Source organism: Streptococcus hyointestinalis (assembly GCF_011039275.1).
GTDB classification, from domain to species: domain Bacteria; phylum Bacillota; class Bacilli; order Lactobacillales; family Streptococcaceae; genus Streptococcus; species Streptococcus hyointestinalis_A.
This window is the reverse complement of record NZ_JAAKGB010000001.1, coordinates 1494612-1511609: the sequence shown is the minus strand read 5'-3', so window position 1 is coordinate 1511609 and position 16998 is coordinate 1494612. Positions and strand designations below refer to the sequence as shown.

At 43.2% G+C, this 16998-nt stretch carries 19 protein-coding genes; 14 read left to right on the top strand and 5 right to left on the bottom strand.

Annotated elements, in window-relative coordinates; all coding sequences use genetic code 11:
• The first annotated feature begins 26 nt into the window (after window positions 1-26).
• The 6 genes from G5B60_RS07385 (at window position 27) to G5B60_RS07360 (ending at window position 6161) form a co-directional block, all read left to right on the top strand.
• On the top strand, window positions 27-1571 hold the full coding sequence (locus tag G5B60_RS07385; protein WP_164683436.1) for a peptide chain release factor 3: 1545 nt from the start codon (window positions 27-29) through the stop codon (window positions 1569-1571).
• Window positions 1572-1581: 10 nt separating this feature from the next.
• Window positions 1582-1962 carry a PH domain-containing protein gene (locus G5B60_RS07380; protein WP_164683435.1) on the top strand — a complete coding sequence of 127 codons (381 nt, stop codon included), beginning with the start codon at window positions 1582-1584 and terminating at the stop codon, window positions 1960-1962.
• Window positions 1963-2084: 122 nt separating this feature from the next.
• Complete coding sequence (locus G5B60_RS07375; RefSeq protein ID WP_164683434.1) at window positions 2085-2465, top strand: hypothetical protein; 381 nt, start codon at window positions 2085-2087, stop codon at window positions 2463-2465.
• A gap of 137 nt (window positions 2466-2602) precedes the next feature.
• Entirely contained in the window at window positions 2603-4150 is a 1548-nt protein-coding gene (locus G5B60_RS07370) for a DEAD/DEAH box helicase (RefSeq protein ID WP_164683433.1), read from the top strand.
• Between the two features lie 107 nt (window positions 4151-4257).
• Window positions 4258-5589, top strand: a complete 1332-nt coding sequence (locus tag G5B60_RS07365; protein ID WP_241154558.1) for a DUF3114 domain-containing protein — start codon at window positions 4258-4260, stop codon at window positions 5587-5589.
• Complete coding sequence (locus G5B60_RS07360) at window positions 5586-6161, top strand: hypothetical protein (RefSeq protein ID WP_164683431.1); 576 nt, start codon at window positions 5586-5588, stop codon at window positions 6159-6161. The genes G5B60_RS07365 and G5B60_RS07360 overlap by 4 nt, the downstream gene beginning before the upstream one ends.
• A gap of 28 nt (window positions 6162-6189) precedes the next feature.
• On the opposite strand, the gene G5B60_RS07355 is transcribed toward G5B60_RS07360, so the two are convergent.
• Entirely contained in the window at window positions 6190-6702 is a 513-nt protein-coding gene (locus G5B60_RS07355) for a DUF308 domain-containing protein (RefSeq protein WP_164683430.1), read from the bottom strand.
• Between the two features lie 197 nt (window positions 6703-6899).
• Between G5B60_RS07355 and gdhA the strand changes: the two genes are divergently transcribed.
• From gdhA to G5B60_RS07325, 6 genes are all read left to right on the top strand, one after another.
• Complete coding sequence (gene gdhA, locus G5B60_RS07350; RefSeq protein WP_164683429.1) at window positions 6900-8252, top strand: NADP-specific glutamate dehydrogenase; 1353 nt, start codon at window positions 6900-6902, stop codon at window positions 8250-8252.
• Between the two features lie 480 nt (window positions 8253-8732).
• On the top strand, window positions 8733-9242 hold the full coding sequence (locus G5B60_RS07345) for a GNAT family N-acetyltransferase (protein WP_164683428.1): 510 nt from the start codon (window positions 8733-8735) through the stop codon (window positions 9240-9242).
• A complete protein-coding gene (locus G5B60_RS07340) occupies window positions 9239-9649 on the top strand; it encodes a peptide deformylase (RefSeq protein WP_164683427.1) in 411 nt (136 codons plus the stop codon). The genes G5B60_RS07345 and G5B60_RS07340 overlap by 4 nt, the downstream gene beginning before the upstream one ends.
• Entirely contained in the window at window positions 9649-10401 is a 753-nt protein-coding gene (locus G5B60_RS07335; protein WP_164683426.1) for a class I SAM-dependent methyltransferase, read from the top strand. Before G5B60_RS07340 ends, G5B60_RS07335 begins: the two co-directional genes overlap by 1 nt.
• Window positions 10402-10509: 108 nt before the next feature.
• Window positions 10510-10782 (top strand): 30S ribosomal protein S16, encoded by a 273-nt coding sequence (gene rpsP, locus G5B60_RS07330; RefSeq protein ID WP_115268942.1) that lies wholly within the window; start codon window positions 10510-10512, stop codon window positions 10780-10782.
• Window positions 10783-10797: 15 nt separating this feature from the next.
• Window positions 10798-11037, top strand: a complete 240-nt coding sequence (locus G5B60_RS07325; RefSeq protein ID WP_164683425.1) for a KH domain-containing protein — start codon at window positions 10798-10800, stop codon at window positions 11035-11037.
• A gap of 83 nt (window positions 11038-11120) precedes the next feature.
• Here G5B60_RS07325 and G5B60_RS07320 read toward each other — a convergent pair whose 3' ends face one another.
• Window positions 11121-12398 (bottom strand): 2-hydroxycarboxylate transporter family protein, encoded by a 1278-nt coding sequence (locus tag G5B60_RS07320; RefSeq protein ID WP_164683424.1) that lies wholly within the window; start codon window positions 12396-12398, stop codon window positions 11121-11123.
• A gap of 16 nt (window positions 12399-12414) precedes the next feature.
• Entirely contained in the window at window positions 12415-14037 is a 1623-nt protein-coding gene (locus G5B60_RS07315; protein ID WP_164683423.1) for a malolactic enzyme, read from the bottom strand.
• 151 nt (window positions 14038-14188) lie between these two features.
• Between G5B60_RS07315 and G5B60_RS07310 the strand changes: the two genes are divergently transcribed.
• Window positions 14189-15097 (top strand): LysR family transcriptional regulator, encoded by a 909-nt coding sequence (locus tag G5B60_RS07310; RefSeq protein ID WP_164683422.1) that lies wholly within the window; start codon window positions 14189-14191, stop codon window positions 15095-15097.
• Window positions 15098-15101: 4 nt separating this feature from the next.
• On the opposite strand, the gene G5B60_RS07305 is transcribed toward G5B60_RS07310, so the two are convergent.
• Window positions 15102-15386 (bottom strand): GIY-YIG nuclease family protein, encoded by a 285-nt coding sequence (locus G5B60_RS07305; RefSeq protein ID WP_164683421.1) that lies wholly within the window; start codon window positions 15384-15386, stop codon window positions 15102-15104.
• Window positions 15367-16122, bottom strand: coding sequence for a tRNA1(Val) (adenine(37)-N6)-methyltransferase (locus G5B60_RS07300; RefSeq protein WP_164683420.1), 756 nt, complete (start codon window positions 16120-16122; stop codon window positions 15367-15369). The genes G5B60_RS07305 and G5B60_RS07300 overlap by 20 nt, the downstream gene beginning before the upstream one ends.
• Window positions 16123-16230: 108 nt before the next feature.
• On the opposite strand from G5B60_RS07300, the gene G5B60_RS07295 reads away from it, so the two are divergent.
• The gene (locus tag G5B60_RS07295) at window positions 16231-16971 is read left to right on the top strand and encodes a lysophospholipid acyltransferase family protein (protein ID WP_115268954.1); all 741 of its coding nucleotides are present in this window, start codon (window positions 16231-16233) and stop codon (window positions 16969-16971) included.
• The last annotated feature ends 27 nt before the right edge of the window (window positions 16972-16998 follow it).

The window sequence follows — 16998 nt, the reverse complement described above, 5'->3', positions numbered from 1 at the left end:
AAGTAACATAAAAAGAAAGAGAAACGATGAATTTACAAGAAGCTATACAAAAACGTCGTACCTTTGCCATCATCTCTCACCCGGACGCAGGGAAAACGACTATTACCGAGCAGTTGCTCTATTTTGGGGGTGAGATTCGTGAGGCAGGAACGGTCAAGGGGAAAAAGACCGGAAACTTTGCCAAGTCTGACTGGATGGACATCGAGAAACAGCGTGGGATTTCGGTGACATCCTCTGTCATGCAGTTTGACTATGCTGGCAAGCGTGTCAATATCCTAGATACTCCAGGGCACGAGGACTTCTCAGAGGACACCTATCGGACGCTGATGGCGGTGGACGCTGCAGTCATGGTGGTGGATTCAGCCAAGGGTATTGAAGCGCAGACCAAAAAGCTCTTTGAGGTTGTTAAACACCGCAACATCCCTGTTTTCACCTTTATCAACAAGCTCGACCGTGATGGGCGTGAGCCGCTCGATTTGCTAGAAGAGCTTGAGGAAGTGCTGGGCATTGCCAGCTACCCGATGAACTGGCCAATTGGTATGGGGAAATCCTTTGAAGGACTTTACGACTTGCACAATGAACGCTTGGAGCTCTACAAAGGTGACGAGCGCTTTGCTCGTATCGAAGACGGCGACACACTGTTTGGGGGCAATCCTTTCTACGAGCAAGTTAAAGAAGACATCGAACTTCTTCAAGAAGCCGGTAATGCATTTTCAGAAGAGGCCATCCTGTCTGGTGACTTGACACCTGTTTTCTTTGGTTCAGCGCTGACAAACTTTGGTGTGCAGACCTTCCTTGATACTTTCCTTGAGTTTGCGCCAGAACCACACGGGCACAAGACGGTGGATGGCGAGATGATTGACCCGCTTGACAAGGACTTTTCTGGCTTTGTTTTCAAAATCCAAGCCAACATGGACCCACGCCACCGTGACCGCATTGCCTTTGTCCGTATCGTTTCTGGTGAGTTTGAGCGTGGCATGTCGGTCAATCTGACCCGCACAGGAAAAAGTGCTAAATTATCCAATGTGACCCAGTTCATGGCAGAAAGCCGTGAAAATGTGGAAAATGCTGTCGCAGGGGACATCATCGGGGTTTATGATACAGGGACTTATCAGGTCGGTGACACTTTGACTGTGGGCAAAAATAAATTTGAGTTTGAACCACTGCCAACCTTTACCCCAGAGATTTTCATGAAAGTCTCTGCCAAGAACGTCATGAAGCAGAAGTCCTTCCACAAGGGAATCGAGCAGTTGGTGCAAGAAGGTGCTATCCAGCTCTACAAAAACTACCAGACGGGCGAGTACATGCTGGGTGCGGTCGGTCAGCTCCAGTTTGAGGTCTTTAAGCACCGTATGGAAAATGAATACAATGCCGAAGTGGTCATGACACCTATGGGCAAGAAGACCGTGCGTTGGATTTCGCCAGATGATTTGGACGAGCGCATGAGCTCTAGCAGAAACATCCTAGCCAAAGACCGTTTTGACCAGCCTGTTTTCCTCTTTGAAAATGACTTTGCTCTTCGCTGGTTTGCGGATAAATACCCAGATGTCAAGCTAGAGGAGAAGATGTAGGGAGGTTTTTATGGGACTATTTTCAGGATTGATGGGCAATGCCTCACAGGCAAATGTCGACAAGGTGACAAAGGATTTAGCGCCTGTCCTTTTTGAGGGCGAGCAGGTTGACTTGGCTTTTGTCTTGGTGCGAGATTTGATTGTCTTTACCGAAAAACGCTTGATTTTGGTGGACAAGCAAGGTGTGACAGGCAAAAAGACAGAGTATCGCTCCATTCCTTACAAGTCCATCTCACGCTTTTCCGTAGAAACGTCTGGTCATTTTGACCTCGACGCTGAGCTGAAGATTTGGATTTCCTCTGGTGTTGAACCAGCAGAAAGTCTGCAATTTAAAAACGACAGCAGCGTGCTTGACATCCAAAAAGCACTAGCAGAAGCAGTCTTGCGCTAATCAAGCAATCCTCTATGAGAGTTCATAGAGGATTTTTTGTCTTGCTTTTTCGTTAAAATAAGAGGACAATAGAGGTGAAAATAGGAGTTTATCGTTACTTGAGAGGCTAAAGGAGAGTTGCTATGCAAAAGATATATTATCGTCTATCATCGCTCTTTATCGCATTGACTTTGCTTGCTGATGGGGTTGGTATCGTTTTTCTCTTGGTGAGTAGAGGCACTTTGCGGGCAAGTCCAGGACTGCTTCGTTTTGGGGTTATTCTAAATGCACTAGTTTTTCTTCTCTTTCTTGCCTGGAGCAGTTACCACCTTTATCAAGCGTTTCGGCAAAAACAGAAGTGGCAACCTAAGGCTTGGCAGATAGGCGCTTTTACAGTGCTAGTCCTTCGCACGCTAAACTATGTCATCAAGGAAAAAGATTGGCTATTTGGGCTTAGCATGTTTTTAGGCTATAGCTTAGTGCTTTACTTAATACCTTATTATTTTCGCTCCTCTGTGAAATGAAAAGTTTCTCGGTTTTCAAGTCTCTATCTATCTTTTTTCAAGAAAGTATGTTACACTAAATAAGTTACAAGCTTGTGACGTGAAAAATAAAGAGAGATAAGGCAGCTTCGCACTGCCTTTTTAGAAGAGAGACTACATTGAAATTTACAGAATTAAAATTGTCAGATACGATTTTGTCAGCCGTTGAAAAGGCTGGCTTTAAAGAGCCTTCACCTATCCAAGAGTTGACCATTCCCTTGGCACTAGAAGTCAAAGACGTTATCGGACAAGCACAGACAGGTACCGGAAAGACAGCCGCTTTTGGGCTGCCAACTTTAGATAAAATCCGTGTGGACGAGCCAACCATTCAAGCACTTGTCATTGCGCCCACACGTGAGCTTGCAGTGCAAAGTCAAGAGGAGCTGTTCCGTTTTGGACGTGACAAGGGTGTCAAAGTGCGCTCTGTCTACGGTGGCTCTAGCATTGAAAAGCAAATCAAAGCCTTAAAATCAGGGGCGCATGTCGTTGTCGGTACACCTGGACGCCTGCTTGACTTGATTAAGCGTAAAGCCCTCAAGCTCAATCATATCGAAACCCTCATCCTTGATGAAGCCGATGAAATGCTCAACATGGGTTTTTTGGATGACATCGAAGCTATCATCAGCCGTGTGCCTGAAGAGCGTCAGACGCTGCTCTTTTCAGCGACTATGCCAGAGCCGATTAAGCGCATTGGTATGCAGTTTATGAACCAGCCTGAGCATGTCAAAGTGGCGGCTAAGGAGCTAACGACAGACCTTGTTGACCAATACTATATCCGTGTCAAGGAGCAAGAAAAATTTGATACTATGACACGTTTGATTGATGTCGAACAGCCAGATCTTGCTATTGTCTTTGGTCGTACAAAGCGTCGTGTGGATGAGTTGACACGTGGTTTGAAGCTACGTGGCTATCGTGCTGAGGGCATTCACGGTGACCTTGACCAAGGCAAGCGTCTGCGTGTATTGCGTGACTTTAAAAATGACAATCTCGATATCTTGGTAGCGACAGACGTAGCAGCCCGTGGTTTGGATATTTCAGGTGTGACACATGTCTACAACTACGATATTCCTCAAGACCCTGAGAGTTATGTGCACCGTATTGGGCGTACAGGGCGTGCCGGCAAGCACGGTCAGTCCATCACCTTTGTGGCGCCAAATGAAATGGGTTATCTGTCTATCATTGAAAATCTGACCAAGAAACGCATGAAAGGCATGAAACCAGCCACAGCGCAGGAAGCCTTCAAAGCTAAAAAACGTGTCGCTCTTAAGAAGATTGAGCGTGATTTTGCGGATGACAGTGTTCGTGCGCAGTTCGATAAGTTCAAAGGTGACGCTATTAAGCTGGCGCAAGAGTTTACGCCAGAAGAGCTTGCGCTCTACATCCTGACCTTGACGGTTCAAGACCCAGATAGTCTGCCAGCTGTTGAGATTGCTCGTGAAAAACCATTGCCATTTAAACCATCAGGCGCTAATAAAGGAAAAGGCGGACGTGGTGGCGACCGTCGTAAAGGCAAACGCTATAGCGATAAAGACAAAGGATATCGTGAGTTTAAGCGTACATCCAACAAAAACCGCAAAGACTTTGAAAATAAAGGCAACAAACGTCCACATCGTACATCAAGCGAAAAGAAAAACGGCTTTGTTATCCGCAATAAAGGTAATAAATAAGAGATTGGGACTTTGTCCTAATCTTTTTGTTTTTAGACAAAGCACTATCTCTTGTCTACTGATTTTGGTATAATAATACCATGATGAGGAAAAAGCGATTGATAGGAGTGAGTCTACTAGGTGTAGGCTTGATAGGAGCACTTCTTGGGATTTACATTTGGGTGCGAACGGCAGATAAAACCGTCACACCGTCTTTTGAAAAGAGCGACAGCACCACTTGGCTGTCAAGCAATAAAATAAATCCCATCAAATGGGACAAAACATGGGCAAATTACCAGAAAAAGCTGAAAAAGACCTATGGTGACAAGGCTTCTGAGCTGTCTCGTGAACTGCTAGAGGCAAAAGAACAGCTCAAACAGATTGGTTGGTCAGACACCAGCATTTATCACGGCTTTATCACAAAAATCAGTCTAAAAAGTGATAGCTCAGCCTACACAAATCGTCTGTCAAAGCGCTTAGCTGCTAGCCAGAAAGTTGCGAGTTCTTCTTTTGACGCTCTTCTTGAGAGTGAGATGGCGCTGATGAATGCCCAAAAAGACAAAGCGTCTGCCTTTTCTAGTCAAAAGCGGCGTGGGCGTCACCTGCTTGAGCTTGTCTTGAACACTGTGGACATGCCACTTGAGCTATCTGGCAGTAAGGACGAGACCCTGCAGTTAATAAAGCGTTTTGATAATGACCTTGAGCCAGATGACGCCTTTTGGTCAGCGTTTGCGCTTTGGGTGCAGTATGCTTTTCCCAAAAATAGCCTGGCTCATAAAGGCGACTTTCAGCAGAAAATTCATCAGTTTCGCTATGTGATTTCAGCGCAGCAAGCCTATTATATCCGCAAGCACTATGGCAAAGCCAATCAGACAGACCGTGACGCTTTGATTGCTTATATGAAGGAAATGGATGATTACAATGCTTTCTTGGATGAGATGGGTGTTGAGGATGCGGATGTTTACTATGACTATAGCACAGGTGAGTCCTCACGCTTACACAACAAAGTTGCTCTCAAGCAAACACTAGGGCAGACTCAAATTATCTACCCAGACGGTAAAGAGCAAGTCAACATTAAGATTGTCATGGACTTTCATACGGAGTTTATCTTAGATAGTCAAGGGCATTTTCTAAATGAAATAGACGAAGAAGGGGCGAGCGAAAACGGCATTGTCAACGGAGCGAGTTTTAACTATGCTAATCGCAACGATAGACTGCATGTAGCACTTGATGTCAAGCCCATTAGACCCTTAGATCCACAGTTTAGAAAAGCGATTGTCAAGCCCTTTAAAGCGCCTAATCGTGTTTCTTCGCCACAAAAACAGACCATGCTTAAAAGCTGGTCAGACAGTTATTTTAATGCCAAGGGCTATTATGGTATCAATCATCAAAGTAGAGCTAAAGCCGTCAAAAAAGCCCTCAAACAGCTGGTCAAAGAGGTCACAGGAGGTAAAGGATGAAAAAATGGATTGTTATGTTTATCAGCTTGTTGCTCTTAGTTGGTGCCTATCTGACTTTTTGGTATCCAGGGACAAATCAAGAGGCACCCCAAAAAAGTGTGCAGAGTTTAAAGATTGGACAAACCTACCAAACAGATGATTTCACTTTTAAGCTCATTGACCAAAAGCATTTTATTACCTTGGACGACCATACGGACTATGCTAATCAAGATGAACTTGATGAAGCCTTAGAAGACGATGAGGACGATTACCCTTGGTTAACGGTCTATGAGGGCGAGTACAAGCGTGATGGTAGCAAGATCTATCTACGCCCGACAAGCTCTGCTACCCTTGATTTTGACGATGTTAAGTCCATCAAACAAAAAGCCTATGCCAATATTGACAAGGAGACTTATCAAGAGGATTTTCCAAAGACAGCCCAACTGCAAAAGACAAAGACAGGTTATTATTACCTAGAAACGATTAAGAGTCTATCCATTAACGAAGAAAAGACGCCTATTTACCACTCAAAGAAAACATTGCCAGATAGTTTAGAGGCTTTCCTAAAAAACTATCACACCTCAAACAACTAAAAAAGACCTTGGGAACAAGGTCTTTTGTCTATGGTAGACGGATAAAAGTGTAAATGCTTGAGATACCAATAGCAATCAAGACAAGAGCTACAAAGCGTCCGATGACCGCCGCTGATAAAATAGGCGAGCTAAAGAGGATAATGGCAAAGATAATCGCAATAACCCCACCGATGAGGTAACGGTTAGAGTCTGACTTTGGAAAACCTGCACGACCAAGCTGATAACCTGTAATCAAACGTAAAATACCACTAACCAGTACCCAATAAGCTAAGATAGTAATCACAACACTTGAGCGAGCAAAGGTAGAGCTCGTAATCAATAAGAAGCCAAAGATAATAGAAAGTGTGCTTTGAATCAGCATCCAGATATTACGCTCACCATTGATTTGGTGGAAATAAGTGACGATACCATTGATACCAGAGATAAAGACAAATAAAGCCAAAATCCAGCCAATGGTAGAAATCGTAGCTAGAGGGCTAGCAAACAAATAAAACCCAATAAGAAGGGAGATAACCCCAGCTGTTAGGGAAAAGTATTTCATAAGAACCTCACATATATAAGAAAATTACGCCCTTTATTGTAGCTTGAATTGCCATAATTGTCAAGAAACTTTTACTGATGTGATATTTTATAACATGGAAAACGCTTTTTTCAAAAAAAGTGCAAAAAACGCTTGACAATAATATTCTGAAAATTTATAATATTTTATGTAAATGATATGACATGGAGGAATTACAAATGACAACAGGTAAAGAATATGTTGCAAGTGTTTTTGAAAAAGTGAAAGCTCAAAATGCTCACGAGCCAGAGTTTTTACAAGCCGTTGAAGAAGTCTTCGAATCTTTGGTGCCAGTCTTTGACAAATATCCAAAATACATCGAAGAAAACCTTTTGGAACGTTTGGTAGAGCCAGAGCGCATCGTTTCTTTCCGTGTGCCTTGGGTAGATGACAAAGGTCAAGTACAAGTAAACCGTGGTTTCCGTGTGCAGTTCTCATCTGCTATTGGTCCATACAAAGGTGGTCTTCGTTTCCACCCATCTGTCAACCAATCCATCATCAAATTCTTGGGATTTGAACAAATCTTTAAAAACTCATTGACAGGTCAACCTATCGGTGGTGGTAAAGGTGGTTCAAACTTTGACCCTAAAGGAAAATCTGATAACGAAATCATGCGTTTCTGCCAAAGCTTCATGACAGAGCTTAGCAAACACATCGGCGCTGACACTGACGTACCTGCTGGTGATATCGGTGTTGGTGGACGTGAGATTGGCTACCTTTACGGTCAATACAAACGCCTTCGCAATGAATACACAGGTGTGCTTACTGGTAAAGGCTTGACTTACGGTGGTTCACTTGCTCGTACAGAAGCAACAGGTTACGGTTGTGTTTACTTCGCTGAGCAAATGCTTAACGCTCGTGGCGAAACATTCAACGGTAAAACAGCTGTTGTCTCAGGTTCTGGTAACGTTGCTATCTACGCTATCGAAAAATTGCACAGCCTTGGTGCAAAAGTCGTTGCATGTTCAGATTCTTCAGGTTACGTTTACGATCCAGACGGTATCGACCTTGCCTTGTTGAAACAACTTAAAGAAGTAGAACGTGCTCGTATCGTCAAATACGCAGAAGCTCGTCCAAACGCAACCTTCACGCCAGCAGGTGGTAAGGAAACCATCTGGTCTATCAAAGCAGACCTTGCCTTCCCATGTGCTACTCAAAACGAACTGAGCGAAGCAGACGCTGAAAAATTGGTTGCAAACGGCGTCATCGCTGTTTCTGAAGGGGCAAACATGCCTTCAACACTTGGTGCTATTGATGTCTTCTTGAAAGCAGGTGTATCATTTGGTCCAGCTAAAGCAGCTAACGCTGGTGGTGTTGCTGTATCAGCACTTGAAATGGCACAAAACAGCGCACGCACATCTTGGACATTCGAAGAAGTGGACAGCAAACTTTACGATATCATGAAAGGTATCTACGACAACTCTGCAGCAGCTGCTAAAGAATTTGGACATGAAGGTAACCTTGTTGTAGGTGCCAACATCGCAGGATTCCTCAAAGTCGCTGAAGCAATGTCAGCACAAGGTATCGTCTAAAAATGAAAAATGACAAGAGGCTATGCCTCTTGTTTTTTTGTTATTTGTTAAGGGAGATATTTTTTTGGTATAATAAAAGAAATGGATTTTGGGCTCATCTCCTTGTATTATTTCGAATGGTTCCAAAGCTCTTGTTGGTGTAACCTCGAATAGCCATCCGTTTTAGAGCTGTGCTGTTTCGAATGGTCCCAAAACATCACCGTTTGGAAATGCTCAACAGGTACTGTTTTAGAGCTGTGCTGTTTCGAATGGTCCCAAAACATCACCGTTTGGAAATGCTCAACAGGTACTGTTTTAGAGCTGTGCTGTTTCGAATGGTCCCAAAACCTTAGCTAGCGCAATGTTACTTACAGCATGGTTTTAGAGCTGTGCTGTTTCGAATGGTCCCAAAACTTGTGGCAGTTTTTTATTGTACATTATAGTGTTTTAGAGCTGTTAAAACAACTCGTTCAAAAATATAAGAAGATATGAGGTTTTTATATGGTACTAATAAGAAATGCTTTAGTGAGTGATGCTGAGGCTATTTTAGCGTTTTGTCAACAAGTTGGCTCAGAGACAGATAATTTATCTTACGGAGAAGAAGGTCTAGGGCTTTCTGTTGCAGATGAGGAAGTTCTACTAGGTAAGATTGAGAGGTCTAAAACATCATATTTTTTAGTCGCAGAAGAAGATGGTGACATAATCGCTACGTGTAATTGCAGCGCTTTTCAGAAAAAGCGACTAGTACACCGTGCTGAAATTGGTATTGTGGTTAAGAAGGATTACTGGAATCAAGGAATAGGACGTCAGCTTCTTACACGCCTAATGACGCTAGCTCAGCAATCAGATTTAAAAGTGCTCTCGCTTGAGGTTCGGTCTGATAATAGCAGAGCTATTTATCTTTATGAAAGTTTTGGTTTTCAAAAAATTGGAACTTTTAAGCACTTTATGGAAATTGATAACCAAGCAATTGATTTTGATATAATGGAATTATTATTGGAGAAAAAATGATCAAAAAAATTGTAACAGACCCACTATTTTTAAGTCAGAAGTCCAAAGAGGCTACACAGGCAGATGTGTTTTTGGCGCAGGATTTGCGAGATACTTTGGCGAGTCACCGCAAGCATTGTGTGGGGATGGCGGCAAATATGATTGGAGTCAATAAGCGTGTGATTATCATCCAGATGGCGTTTTTTGATCTGGTCATGTTCAATCCTGTTGTCACTAAAAAATCTGGTCTTTATCAGACGCAGGAGTCTTGCTTGTCTCTGTCTGGAAGTCGTGTGATTGAGCGCTATGAGGAGATTACGGTTCGTTTTTATGATGAAAAATGGCTTCCTAAAACACTGACTTTGACAGGCTTAGAGGCACAGATTTGCCAGCATGAGCTGGATCATTTAGAAGGGATTTTAATCTAGTGACGATTTGTGTGACGACCTCTTTTCGCCCAAGTAGTAGGCAAGAAAGCCAAGCAAAAGAGCTAGCAGAGAGCTTGGGGGCTATTTATAAGGAGCGCAGAAAAGAAAGCTTGAAGCGTCTTATGGGAGATAGTGCAGGGATTTTGGTGGTTTATAAGGACAAGCTCGTCTTTCAAGATGATGAGGGGGAGGTGTTGACGTTTCACCCCGATACGGCTATGCTTCGCTTGAAAGCAGCTCACGATCCGCTTCGAGAGCTGGTGGGCACTCTTCAGAAGACGGTGCTTGATACCACTATGGGCTTGGCGTCTGATAGCATTGTCATAGCGGCAGCTGGGCATGATGTGACTGCAGTGGAGTCTGAGCTTATCCCTTATACTTTAGTTAGCATGGGTTTGAAAACCTATTCGTCTAGCAATGAAAAGTTGACGGCTGCTATGCGCTCCATCAAGACCGTGCACAGTGATAATCTCGCCTATCTCAAAAGTCAGCCTGACCGAGCATTTGATGTCATCTATTGTGATCCCATGTTTCGTCATAGCATAAAAGAAGCGCACAATCTGTCTGGTTTAGCTTCTCTAGCTAATCCAACACCTATGAGTGCGGAGTTGTTGGCAGAGATGAAGCGAGTGGCAAGGGAGAAAATCATCATCAAGGCGCATTTTAAAGATGACGTCTTTGAAAAGTACGGCTTTAAGCGCTTGGTGCGACCTAATCAGAAATTTCACTACGGTGTCATCGAACTTTTTTAAAAGGTGTCAAGATTTTTTCTTGACAGGCTTAAAAGAGCGTGCTATACTAGTTAAGGTAAGGTGATTATCACTACCTAAACTAATCAAATAGAAAAGAGAACATTTAAAATGGCAGTAAAAATCCGTTTAACTCGTATGGGTTCTAAAAAGAAACCTTTCTACCGTATCAACGTTGCAGACTCACGTGCTCCACGTGATGGTCGTTTCATCGAAACAGTTGGTACTTACAACCCACTAGTTGCAGAAAACCAAGTAACACTTAAAGAAGACCGTGTTCTTGACTGGTTGGCTAAAGGTGCACAACCTTCTGACACTGTTCGCAACATCCTTTCTAAAGCTGGAGTTATGAAAAAATTCCACGATTCAAAATTCTCAAAATAAAACGAGTGAAAGCTTATGGATACCATTGAAAATCTCATTATCGCTATTGTAAAACCCTTAATCTCAGCACCAAAGGATTTTACCATCAAGGTGCAAGATACTCCAGAGTTTCTAGAATACCATCTCCATCTCAATCCAAAGGACATTGGTCATATTATTGGAAAAAAAGGGCGCACCATTATGGCGATAAGGTCGATTGTTTATTCGGTACCTACTCAGGGCAAAAAAGTCCGTCTCGTTATTGATGAGAACTAAAAGAACCATCTCTAGTTATTAGAGATGGTTTTCTTTGTATTAGGATAAGAAAAAAGCTACCAAAAGGTAGCTTTTTTGTGGGGTTAGTTAAAGAATTGGATGAGGATACCACCTAGAATGAGGATGATGGCACCTCCGAGACGGTTTGCCATTTGGGCAAAGGCAATCATTTCCATACGGTTAGAAGCAGAAAGTACTGCGATATTTCCTGTACCACCCATTGAGTTGTTGATCATACCAGCACCAATAGCGGCTTCGACAGGGTAGAGTCCCCACCATTTTCCGATAATAGCGCTTGAGAGCCCCATCGCAACAACAGAAGTGAGACTGAGGAGGACAAATTGCCATGTCATGGCGTGGGCTAAGGAGGATAGGTCAATCATAGAAAGCCCGATACCAGCAAGGACAGCATGGGTAAGGTTGGTCATGATGACTTGGTTAAACATCACAACGGTTTCTTCTAGTGGTTTTGGTACAGCGTTGAGGGCTTTCAAGATGAAGACGATAATAATCATGAAAGCATAGCTGTGAATTTTAGGGACAAAACCGTTGAGGATGACACCGATTAAAAGGAGGGAGAAGGCAAACATCATACCAACGCCAATTTTTGTCGCATCAAGGGTGATTTTAGGTTTTTCAAGGTCTTCTTTACTAACGGGAACGAGAACGCCGTGTCCGTTGTATTTAGTATTGGCAAAGGCTTTGGAGATAAAGACTGCGCCAATAATAGCGAGGATATTACCAAGGGTAGTAGCTGGAGCGAGTTGGGAGAGGATGTCCGCAGCATTTCCATGGATAGATTCGGCATAAATCTTAGACAGTGGGACAATCCCTGCTCCCATCCCACCTGCCATCTGTGCAAATGAGATGTACATAACAGAGTGTCCAAACCCTTGTCCTAGAAGCATACCGACAAATCCAACGCAGAAGAATCCAATCACCATTGAAATCAAAGCCACAGGGATAAAGCGTGCAGAAGCTTTGACGAGGAGATTACGATTCATTCCTAAAATAGAACCACAGATAAGAGCTGCGATGTAGAAGTCAAGGAAACCCCAGCCATTCATAAAGGTTGAAGTAGCGGTAACAACATCTTTTGGTACCCAGCCGAGACTTGCTAGGATAGAAGCGGCAATCAAGGTAAAGACTGAACCGCCACCAAGATAGGAGTTAAAGATAGGGAGTTTTTCACCCATCCAGTAAAAGAGATGCCCTAAGACAACCAACATGAAGGTGATACCTAACATGTTAAGTGGGAGTTTGCCCATGGCAATAGTCAGCGCTAGGATAATCACAAATCCTAGATAAAGGGGTAGGCTAACGCCTGAAATTTTTATGTTCCAAATTTTTGATTGTGTCACGTCTAACTCTCCTCAATTAGTATTTTGGATACCATTTGAGGTCACGAACGGCTTTAGCCATGTCTTGTTCTTTGGCTTTAGCAAGTCCTTGTTCTTGCGCTTTTTTAGCAACAGCTTCTGCTACTTTGATAGAAACTTCAGCCACGTATTGGAATGGTGGCAATACTGGTGCACCTGGTTGACCTGGGTCTACAAGTCCGCTTAGAGAGTGCGCAGCAGCACCGATCATTTCGTCTGTAAGAAGTGACGCTTCTGAAGCAATCATACCAAGTCCAAGACCTGGGTAGATAAGAGCGTTGTTGGCTTGTCCGATTTGGTAGTCAACACCTTTGTAAGAAACAGTGTCTGATGGGATACCAGTTGCGACAAAGGCTTTACCGTCAGACCACTTAATAACTTGCTCAGCAGTTGCTTCGATTTTCTTAGTAGGGTTTGAGATTGGGAAGATGATTGGGCGTTCTGTGTTTTCGCACATTGCTTCAACCACTTCTTTGGTAAAGGCACCTGGGTTTGTTGATGTTCCGACAAGGATAGTTGGTTTCACAGTTTTAACCACTTCAAGAAGGTTTGTCATGTCACCAGCATTTTCAAAGTCAGCACGTTTCTTAGCAAATGGTTTTTGAGCAGGAGTGAGGTCATCCATGTCGTCAAAGAGAAGTCCTTGCTTGTCAATCATGAAGAAACGTTTGTAAGCTTCTTCTGGGTCAAGTCCTTCAGCGACCATTTCAGCATGCACACGAGCAGCGATACCAGCGCCGGCAGAACCACCACCATAGCAGAGGTACACTTGGTCTGTTAATTTTTCACCTGTGATGTCAAGGGCACCAAAGATACCACCAAGTACAACGATACCAGTTCCTTGGATGTCATCGTTAAAGGTTGGAATGCTACCTTTGTATTTGTCTAGGATGTTAGCAGCGTTTGAGCGACCAAAGTCTTCCCAGTGAAGGTACAATTTAGGGAAGAGTTTTTCAGCTGTTTGCACGAATTGGTCGATGAAGTCGTAGTATTTGTCCCCACGAACACGCTCGTGACGGTTACCAAGATACATTGGGTTATCGAGCAATTCTTCGCGGTTTGTACCAGCGTCGATAACAAGTGGCATAACAGAAGCTGGGTCAATACCAGCAGCGGCTGTGTAGACCATGAGTTTACCAACAGAGATGTCAACCCCTTGAACACCCCAGTCACCGATACCCAAGATACCTTCAGCGTCAGTGGCAACAATCAAGCGAATGTCACGGTCACCAGCGGCGTTTTTAAGCGTTTCTTCGATATTTTCAGGATGGTTAATATCAAGATAAGCAGCGTATTGTGGGTCTACAAAAAGTTCACTGTATTGTTCGATAGACTCAGCAATAACTGGATCATAAACGATTGGGTTGAACTCAACGATATTTTGATCAAAAAGATAGTAGAAAAGTGTGCGATTTGTGTTGAAAATTTCCATCAAGAAATGGCGTTTTTCAAGATCAGATTCTTTACGTTGGTAGTGTGCGTAAGCTTGTTTAGCTTGTTCTTCGATTGTTTGGACGTAAGGAGGCAAAAGACCAACTAAGCCAAGCTCTTTACGCTCTTCCATAGTAAAAGCAGTTCCCTTATTTAAAAAAGGGTTATTCAAAATATCATGTGATTTCATGACGAACTCCTTTATATGATAAATTATAAGATATGTCTTACGGTATTTATTATAAACCTTTCATTTTCTTATAGTCAAATCTTCAAAAAGTCATAAAAAAATCTTATAACACTTGTCAAATTATGGTACAATAAAGGCGAGGAGAATGCGTATGAATACAAGAGATTTGGAATATTTCCATAAATTGGCAGAGCTGACGTCATTTACTATGGTGGCGGAGTTTTTTGGTGTCAGCCAGCCAACTATTACCTACGCTGTTAAGCGTTTAGAGGAAGCTTATCATTGTGATTTGGTTATCAAAGACCGCTCGCACCGCTCGGTGACGCTGACGGCCGAGGGCGAGATTTTAGACAATCATATCAAAACCATTTTGATGGAACTTGAGGTGGCAAAAAAAACCATTGAGCGCAGTGCTCATCATGAGATTCGAGTGGGGCTTCCGCCTATCATTCGTGCCAAGCTACTGGCTTCCTTGATAGATATGGGGGAGTCGGTTGATTTTATGACGGCTTTTAGTTTGACACCTGTGAGTGGCTCAAGCACTCTTCTTCAGTATTTGCTGGATGGGGATTTGGATTTTAGTTTGTTAGGGAGTCTGCAGCCACTGGGACATCCGAAACTTGAGATAGCAGAGATTTATAAGCGCCCTTTTTACATTTTTGTCTCTAAAAAACATCCTCTAGCCACTAAAAGCAAGATTTCCTTTAAAGAGGTTTTAGATGAGCCTTTTATTATGCTAAATGAAGGGCATATCCACTTTGATGCCTTCAATCAACTCAATACCCGCTACAATAACGAAGCGCAGGTGCTGTTTAAGTTTGAAGACCCGCTTGTCATCGGACAGATGGTGCGTGAAAATCTAGGAATTACTTTTCTGACGGATTTTGTGCTCTTTTCACAGATGGAAGGGCTGGTCAAGATTCCTTTGGTTGAGGAGGAGCAGTTTGAGTTTCACGTTAGCTACGCTTACTCAAAAGATTATAGACCACCTAAGTCTATCAGACGTTTTATGACAATATTAGATCACCTCAAAAAAGAAGAAAAACAACAAACAGACTAGAGAACTAGTCTGTTTGTTGTTTTTGGATGTAGGCGAGTTTATCTTGCCGTTTTTTACGTTTGAAAAGACTCTCAGCACTCATGGCCGCTTTTTTATCTGGAAAGCTTTCGTAGTAGAGGAGTTTGACAGGGCGTCTAGCACGAGTGTATTTAGCGCCTTTACCAGCATTATGTGTCGCAATGCGTCTCTCAAGGTCTGTCGTGTAGCCAGTGTAGAGCGTGCCGTCTGAACACTCAAGCACATACATGTAAGCGACTGCTTTGTCTGATTTAGTCATGCTTTTCTCCATAGTAAATCGAAAAAATAGCATCCGTATAGTCACCATTATCCTTGTGGATAATGAGCGGCGGTAGTATCTTCATGCCGTCTTGCGAGCCGTCTTTGATAGCTTCGATGAGTAGCATATTGGCGTCTTTGCCAGACTTTGGATAGACAAACTGGATACGCTTTGGAGCGAGTTTGTAGCGTCTCAGTGTATCGATGATTTCTAAAAAGCGGTCGGGACGGTGCACCATAGCTAGTCTGCCCTTTGTTTTGAGCGCTTGCTGGCTGATGGCACAGATTTCTTCCAGATTAGTCGTGATTTCATGGCGAGCGAGGAGATAATGTGGACTCAGATTTTTCTTGGACGTCTCGCTGGTCTTAAAATAAGGCGGATTGCAAAAAATCAAATCCACACTGGAGCGTTTGACGTGCTGTAGGAGATTTTTCAAATCATCATTGACCATACTGACCTGCGCTTCGAGCTTATTGAGTGTAATCGAGCGCTGTGCCATATCGGCTAGGCGCTCTTGCAACTCAACCTCAACAATCTGCGCTTTCGTTTGATGGCTAGCAAAGAGCCCAACTGCGCCATTGCCACTACACAAATCAACAATAAGCCCTCTTGAGGGAATTTTGGGAAAGCGTGATAAAAGGACGCTGTCAACTGAGTAAGAAAAAACAGCCTTGTTTTGGATGATTTTGACATCAGACGAAAAGAGCTGATCAATACGCTCGCCGTCTTTTAAAATAGAATCAGTCATAATCTTTATTATAGCAAAATAGACTGACAAGTACACTAATTTTTTCTTTCTAAAATGCGCCAAGCGTGGTAAAATAAGAAAGACTATGTAAGAATAAGGAGTGAAAACGTGTTCTATACCTATCTACGTACACTAGTAGCTTTTCTACTATGGATTGCTAACGGTAACAATCACTATCACAATCAGGACAAAATTCCTGACCAGTCTGAAAACTATATCTTGGTATCGCCACACAGGACTTGGTGGGATCCGATTTATATGGCTTTTGCGACACGTCCTAAAAAATTCATCTTCATGGCAAAAAAAGAGCTCTTTACCAATCGGATGTTGGCTTGGTGGATTCGCATGTGTGGTGCCTTTCCTATTAACCGTGAAAATCCAGGGCAAGAAGCCATCAAATACCCTGTCAAGATGTTGAAAAAAAGCAGTCGCTCGCTGATTATGTTTCCAAGTGGTAGCAGACACTCAACAGATGTTAAAGGTGGGGTGGCTGTGATTGCCAAGATGGCAAAGGTACGTATCGTGCCTGTCGTCTACGCAGGACCGATGACCTTTAAAGGGCTTCTATCTGGTGAGCGTGTGGACTTGAACTTTGGAAATCCCATCGACATCTCAGACATCAAGCGTCTCAACGACGAGGGTATCGAAGAGGTGGCACGCCGTATTCAGTCTGAGTTTGACCGAGCAGATAGTGAGAATGCGACTTATCACAACACGAAAAAGCGCAATCCTCTTACTTATCTCTACCGTATTCCGCTAGGGATTGTAGCCATTCTTATCGTTATCTGTACGCTCATCTTTAGCCTTATTGCAAGCTTTGTGTGGAATCCAGAAAAACATCTCAAATAATACCACAAGCAGAACGCAAGTTCTGCT

What these genes read in the sequence shown, in the direction of transcription:
- G5B60_RS07385 (WP_164683436.1), top strand. Translation starts at nt 27, where the DNA reads ATGAATTTACAAGAAGCTATACAAAAACGTCGTACCTTTGCCATCATC.
- G5B60_RS07380 (WP_164683435.1), top strand. Translation starts at nt 1,582, where the DNA reads ATGGGACTATTTTCAGGATTGATGGGCAATGCCTCACAGGCAAATGTC.
- G5B60_RS07375 (WP_164683434.1), top strand. Translation starts at nt 2,085, where the DNA reads ATGCAAAAGATATATTATCGTCTATCATCGCTCTTTATCGCATTGACT.
- G5B60_RS07360 (WP_164683431.1), top strand. Translation starts at nt 5,586, where the DNA reads ATGAAAAAATGGATTGTTATGTTTATCAGCTTGTTGCTCTTAGTTGGT.
- G5B60_RS07355 (WP_164683430.1), bottom strand. Translation starts at nt 6,702, where the DNA reads ATGAAATACTTTTCCCTAACAGCTGGGGTTATCTCCCTTCTTATTGGG.
- gdhA (WP_164683429.1), top strand. Translation starts at nt 6,900, where the DNA reads ATGACAACAGGTAAAGAATATGTTGCAAGTGTTTTTGAAAAAGTGAAA.
- G5B60_RS07345 (WP_164683428.1), top strand. Translation starts at nt 8,733, where the DNA reads ATGGTACTAATAAGAAATGCTTTAGTGAGTGATGCTGAGGCTATTTTA.
- G5B60_RS07340 (WP_164683427.1), top strand. Translation starts at nt 9,239, where the DNA reads ATGATCAAAAAAATTGTAACAGACCCACTATTTTTAAGTCAGAAGTCC.
- rpsP (WP_115268942.1), top strand. Translation starts at nt 10,510, where the DNA reads ATGGCAGTAAAAATCCGTTTAACTCGTATGGGTTCTAAAAAGAAACCT.
- G5B60_RS07325 (WP_164683425.1), top strand. Translation starts at nt 10,798, where the DNA reads ATGGATACCATTGAAAATCTCATTATCGCTATTGTAAAACCCTTAATC.
- G5B60_RS07315 (WP_164683423.1), bottom strand. Translation starts at nt 14,037, where the DNA reads ATGAAATCACATGATATTTTGAATAACCCTTTTTTAAATAAGGGAACT.
- G5B60_RS07310 (WP_164683422.1), top strand. Translation starts at nt 14,189, where the DNA reads ATGAATACAAGAGATTTGGAATATTTCCATAAATTGGCAGAGCTGACG.
- G5B60_RS07305 (WP_164683421.1), bottom strand. Translation starts at nt 15,386, where the DNA reads ATGGAGAAAAGCATGACTAAATCAGACAAAGCAGTCGCTTACATGTAT.
- G5B60_RS07300 (WP_164683420.1), bottom strand. Translation starts at nt 16,122, where the DNA reads ATGACTGATTCTATTTTAAAAGACGGCGAGCGTATTGATCAGCTCTTT.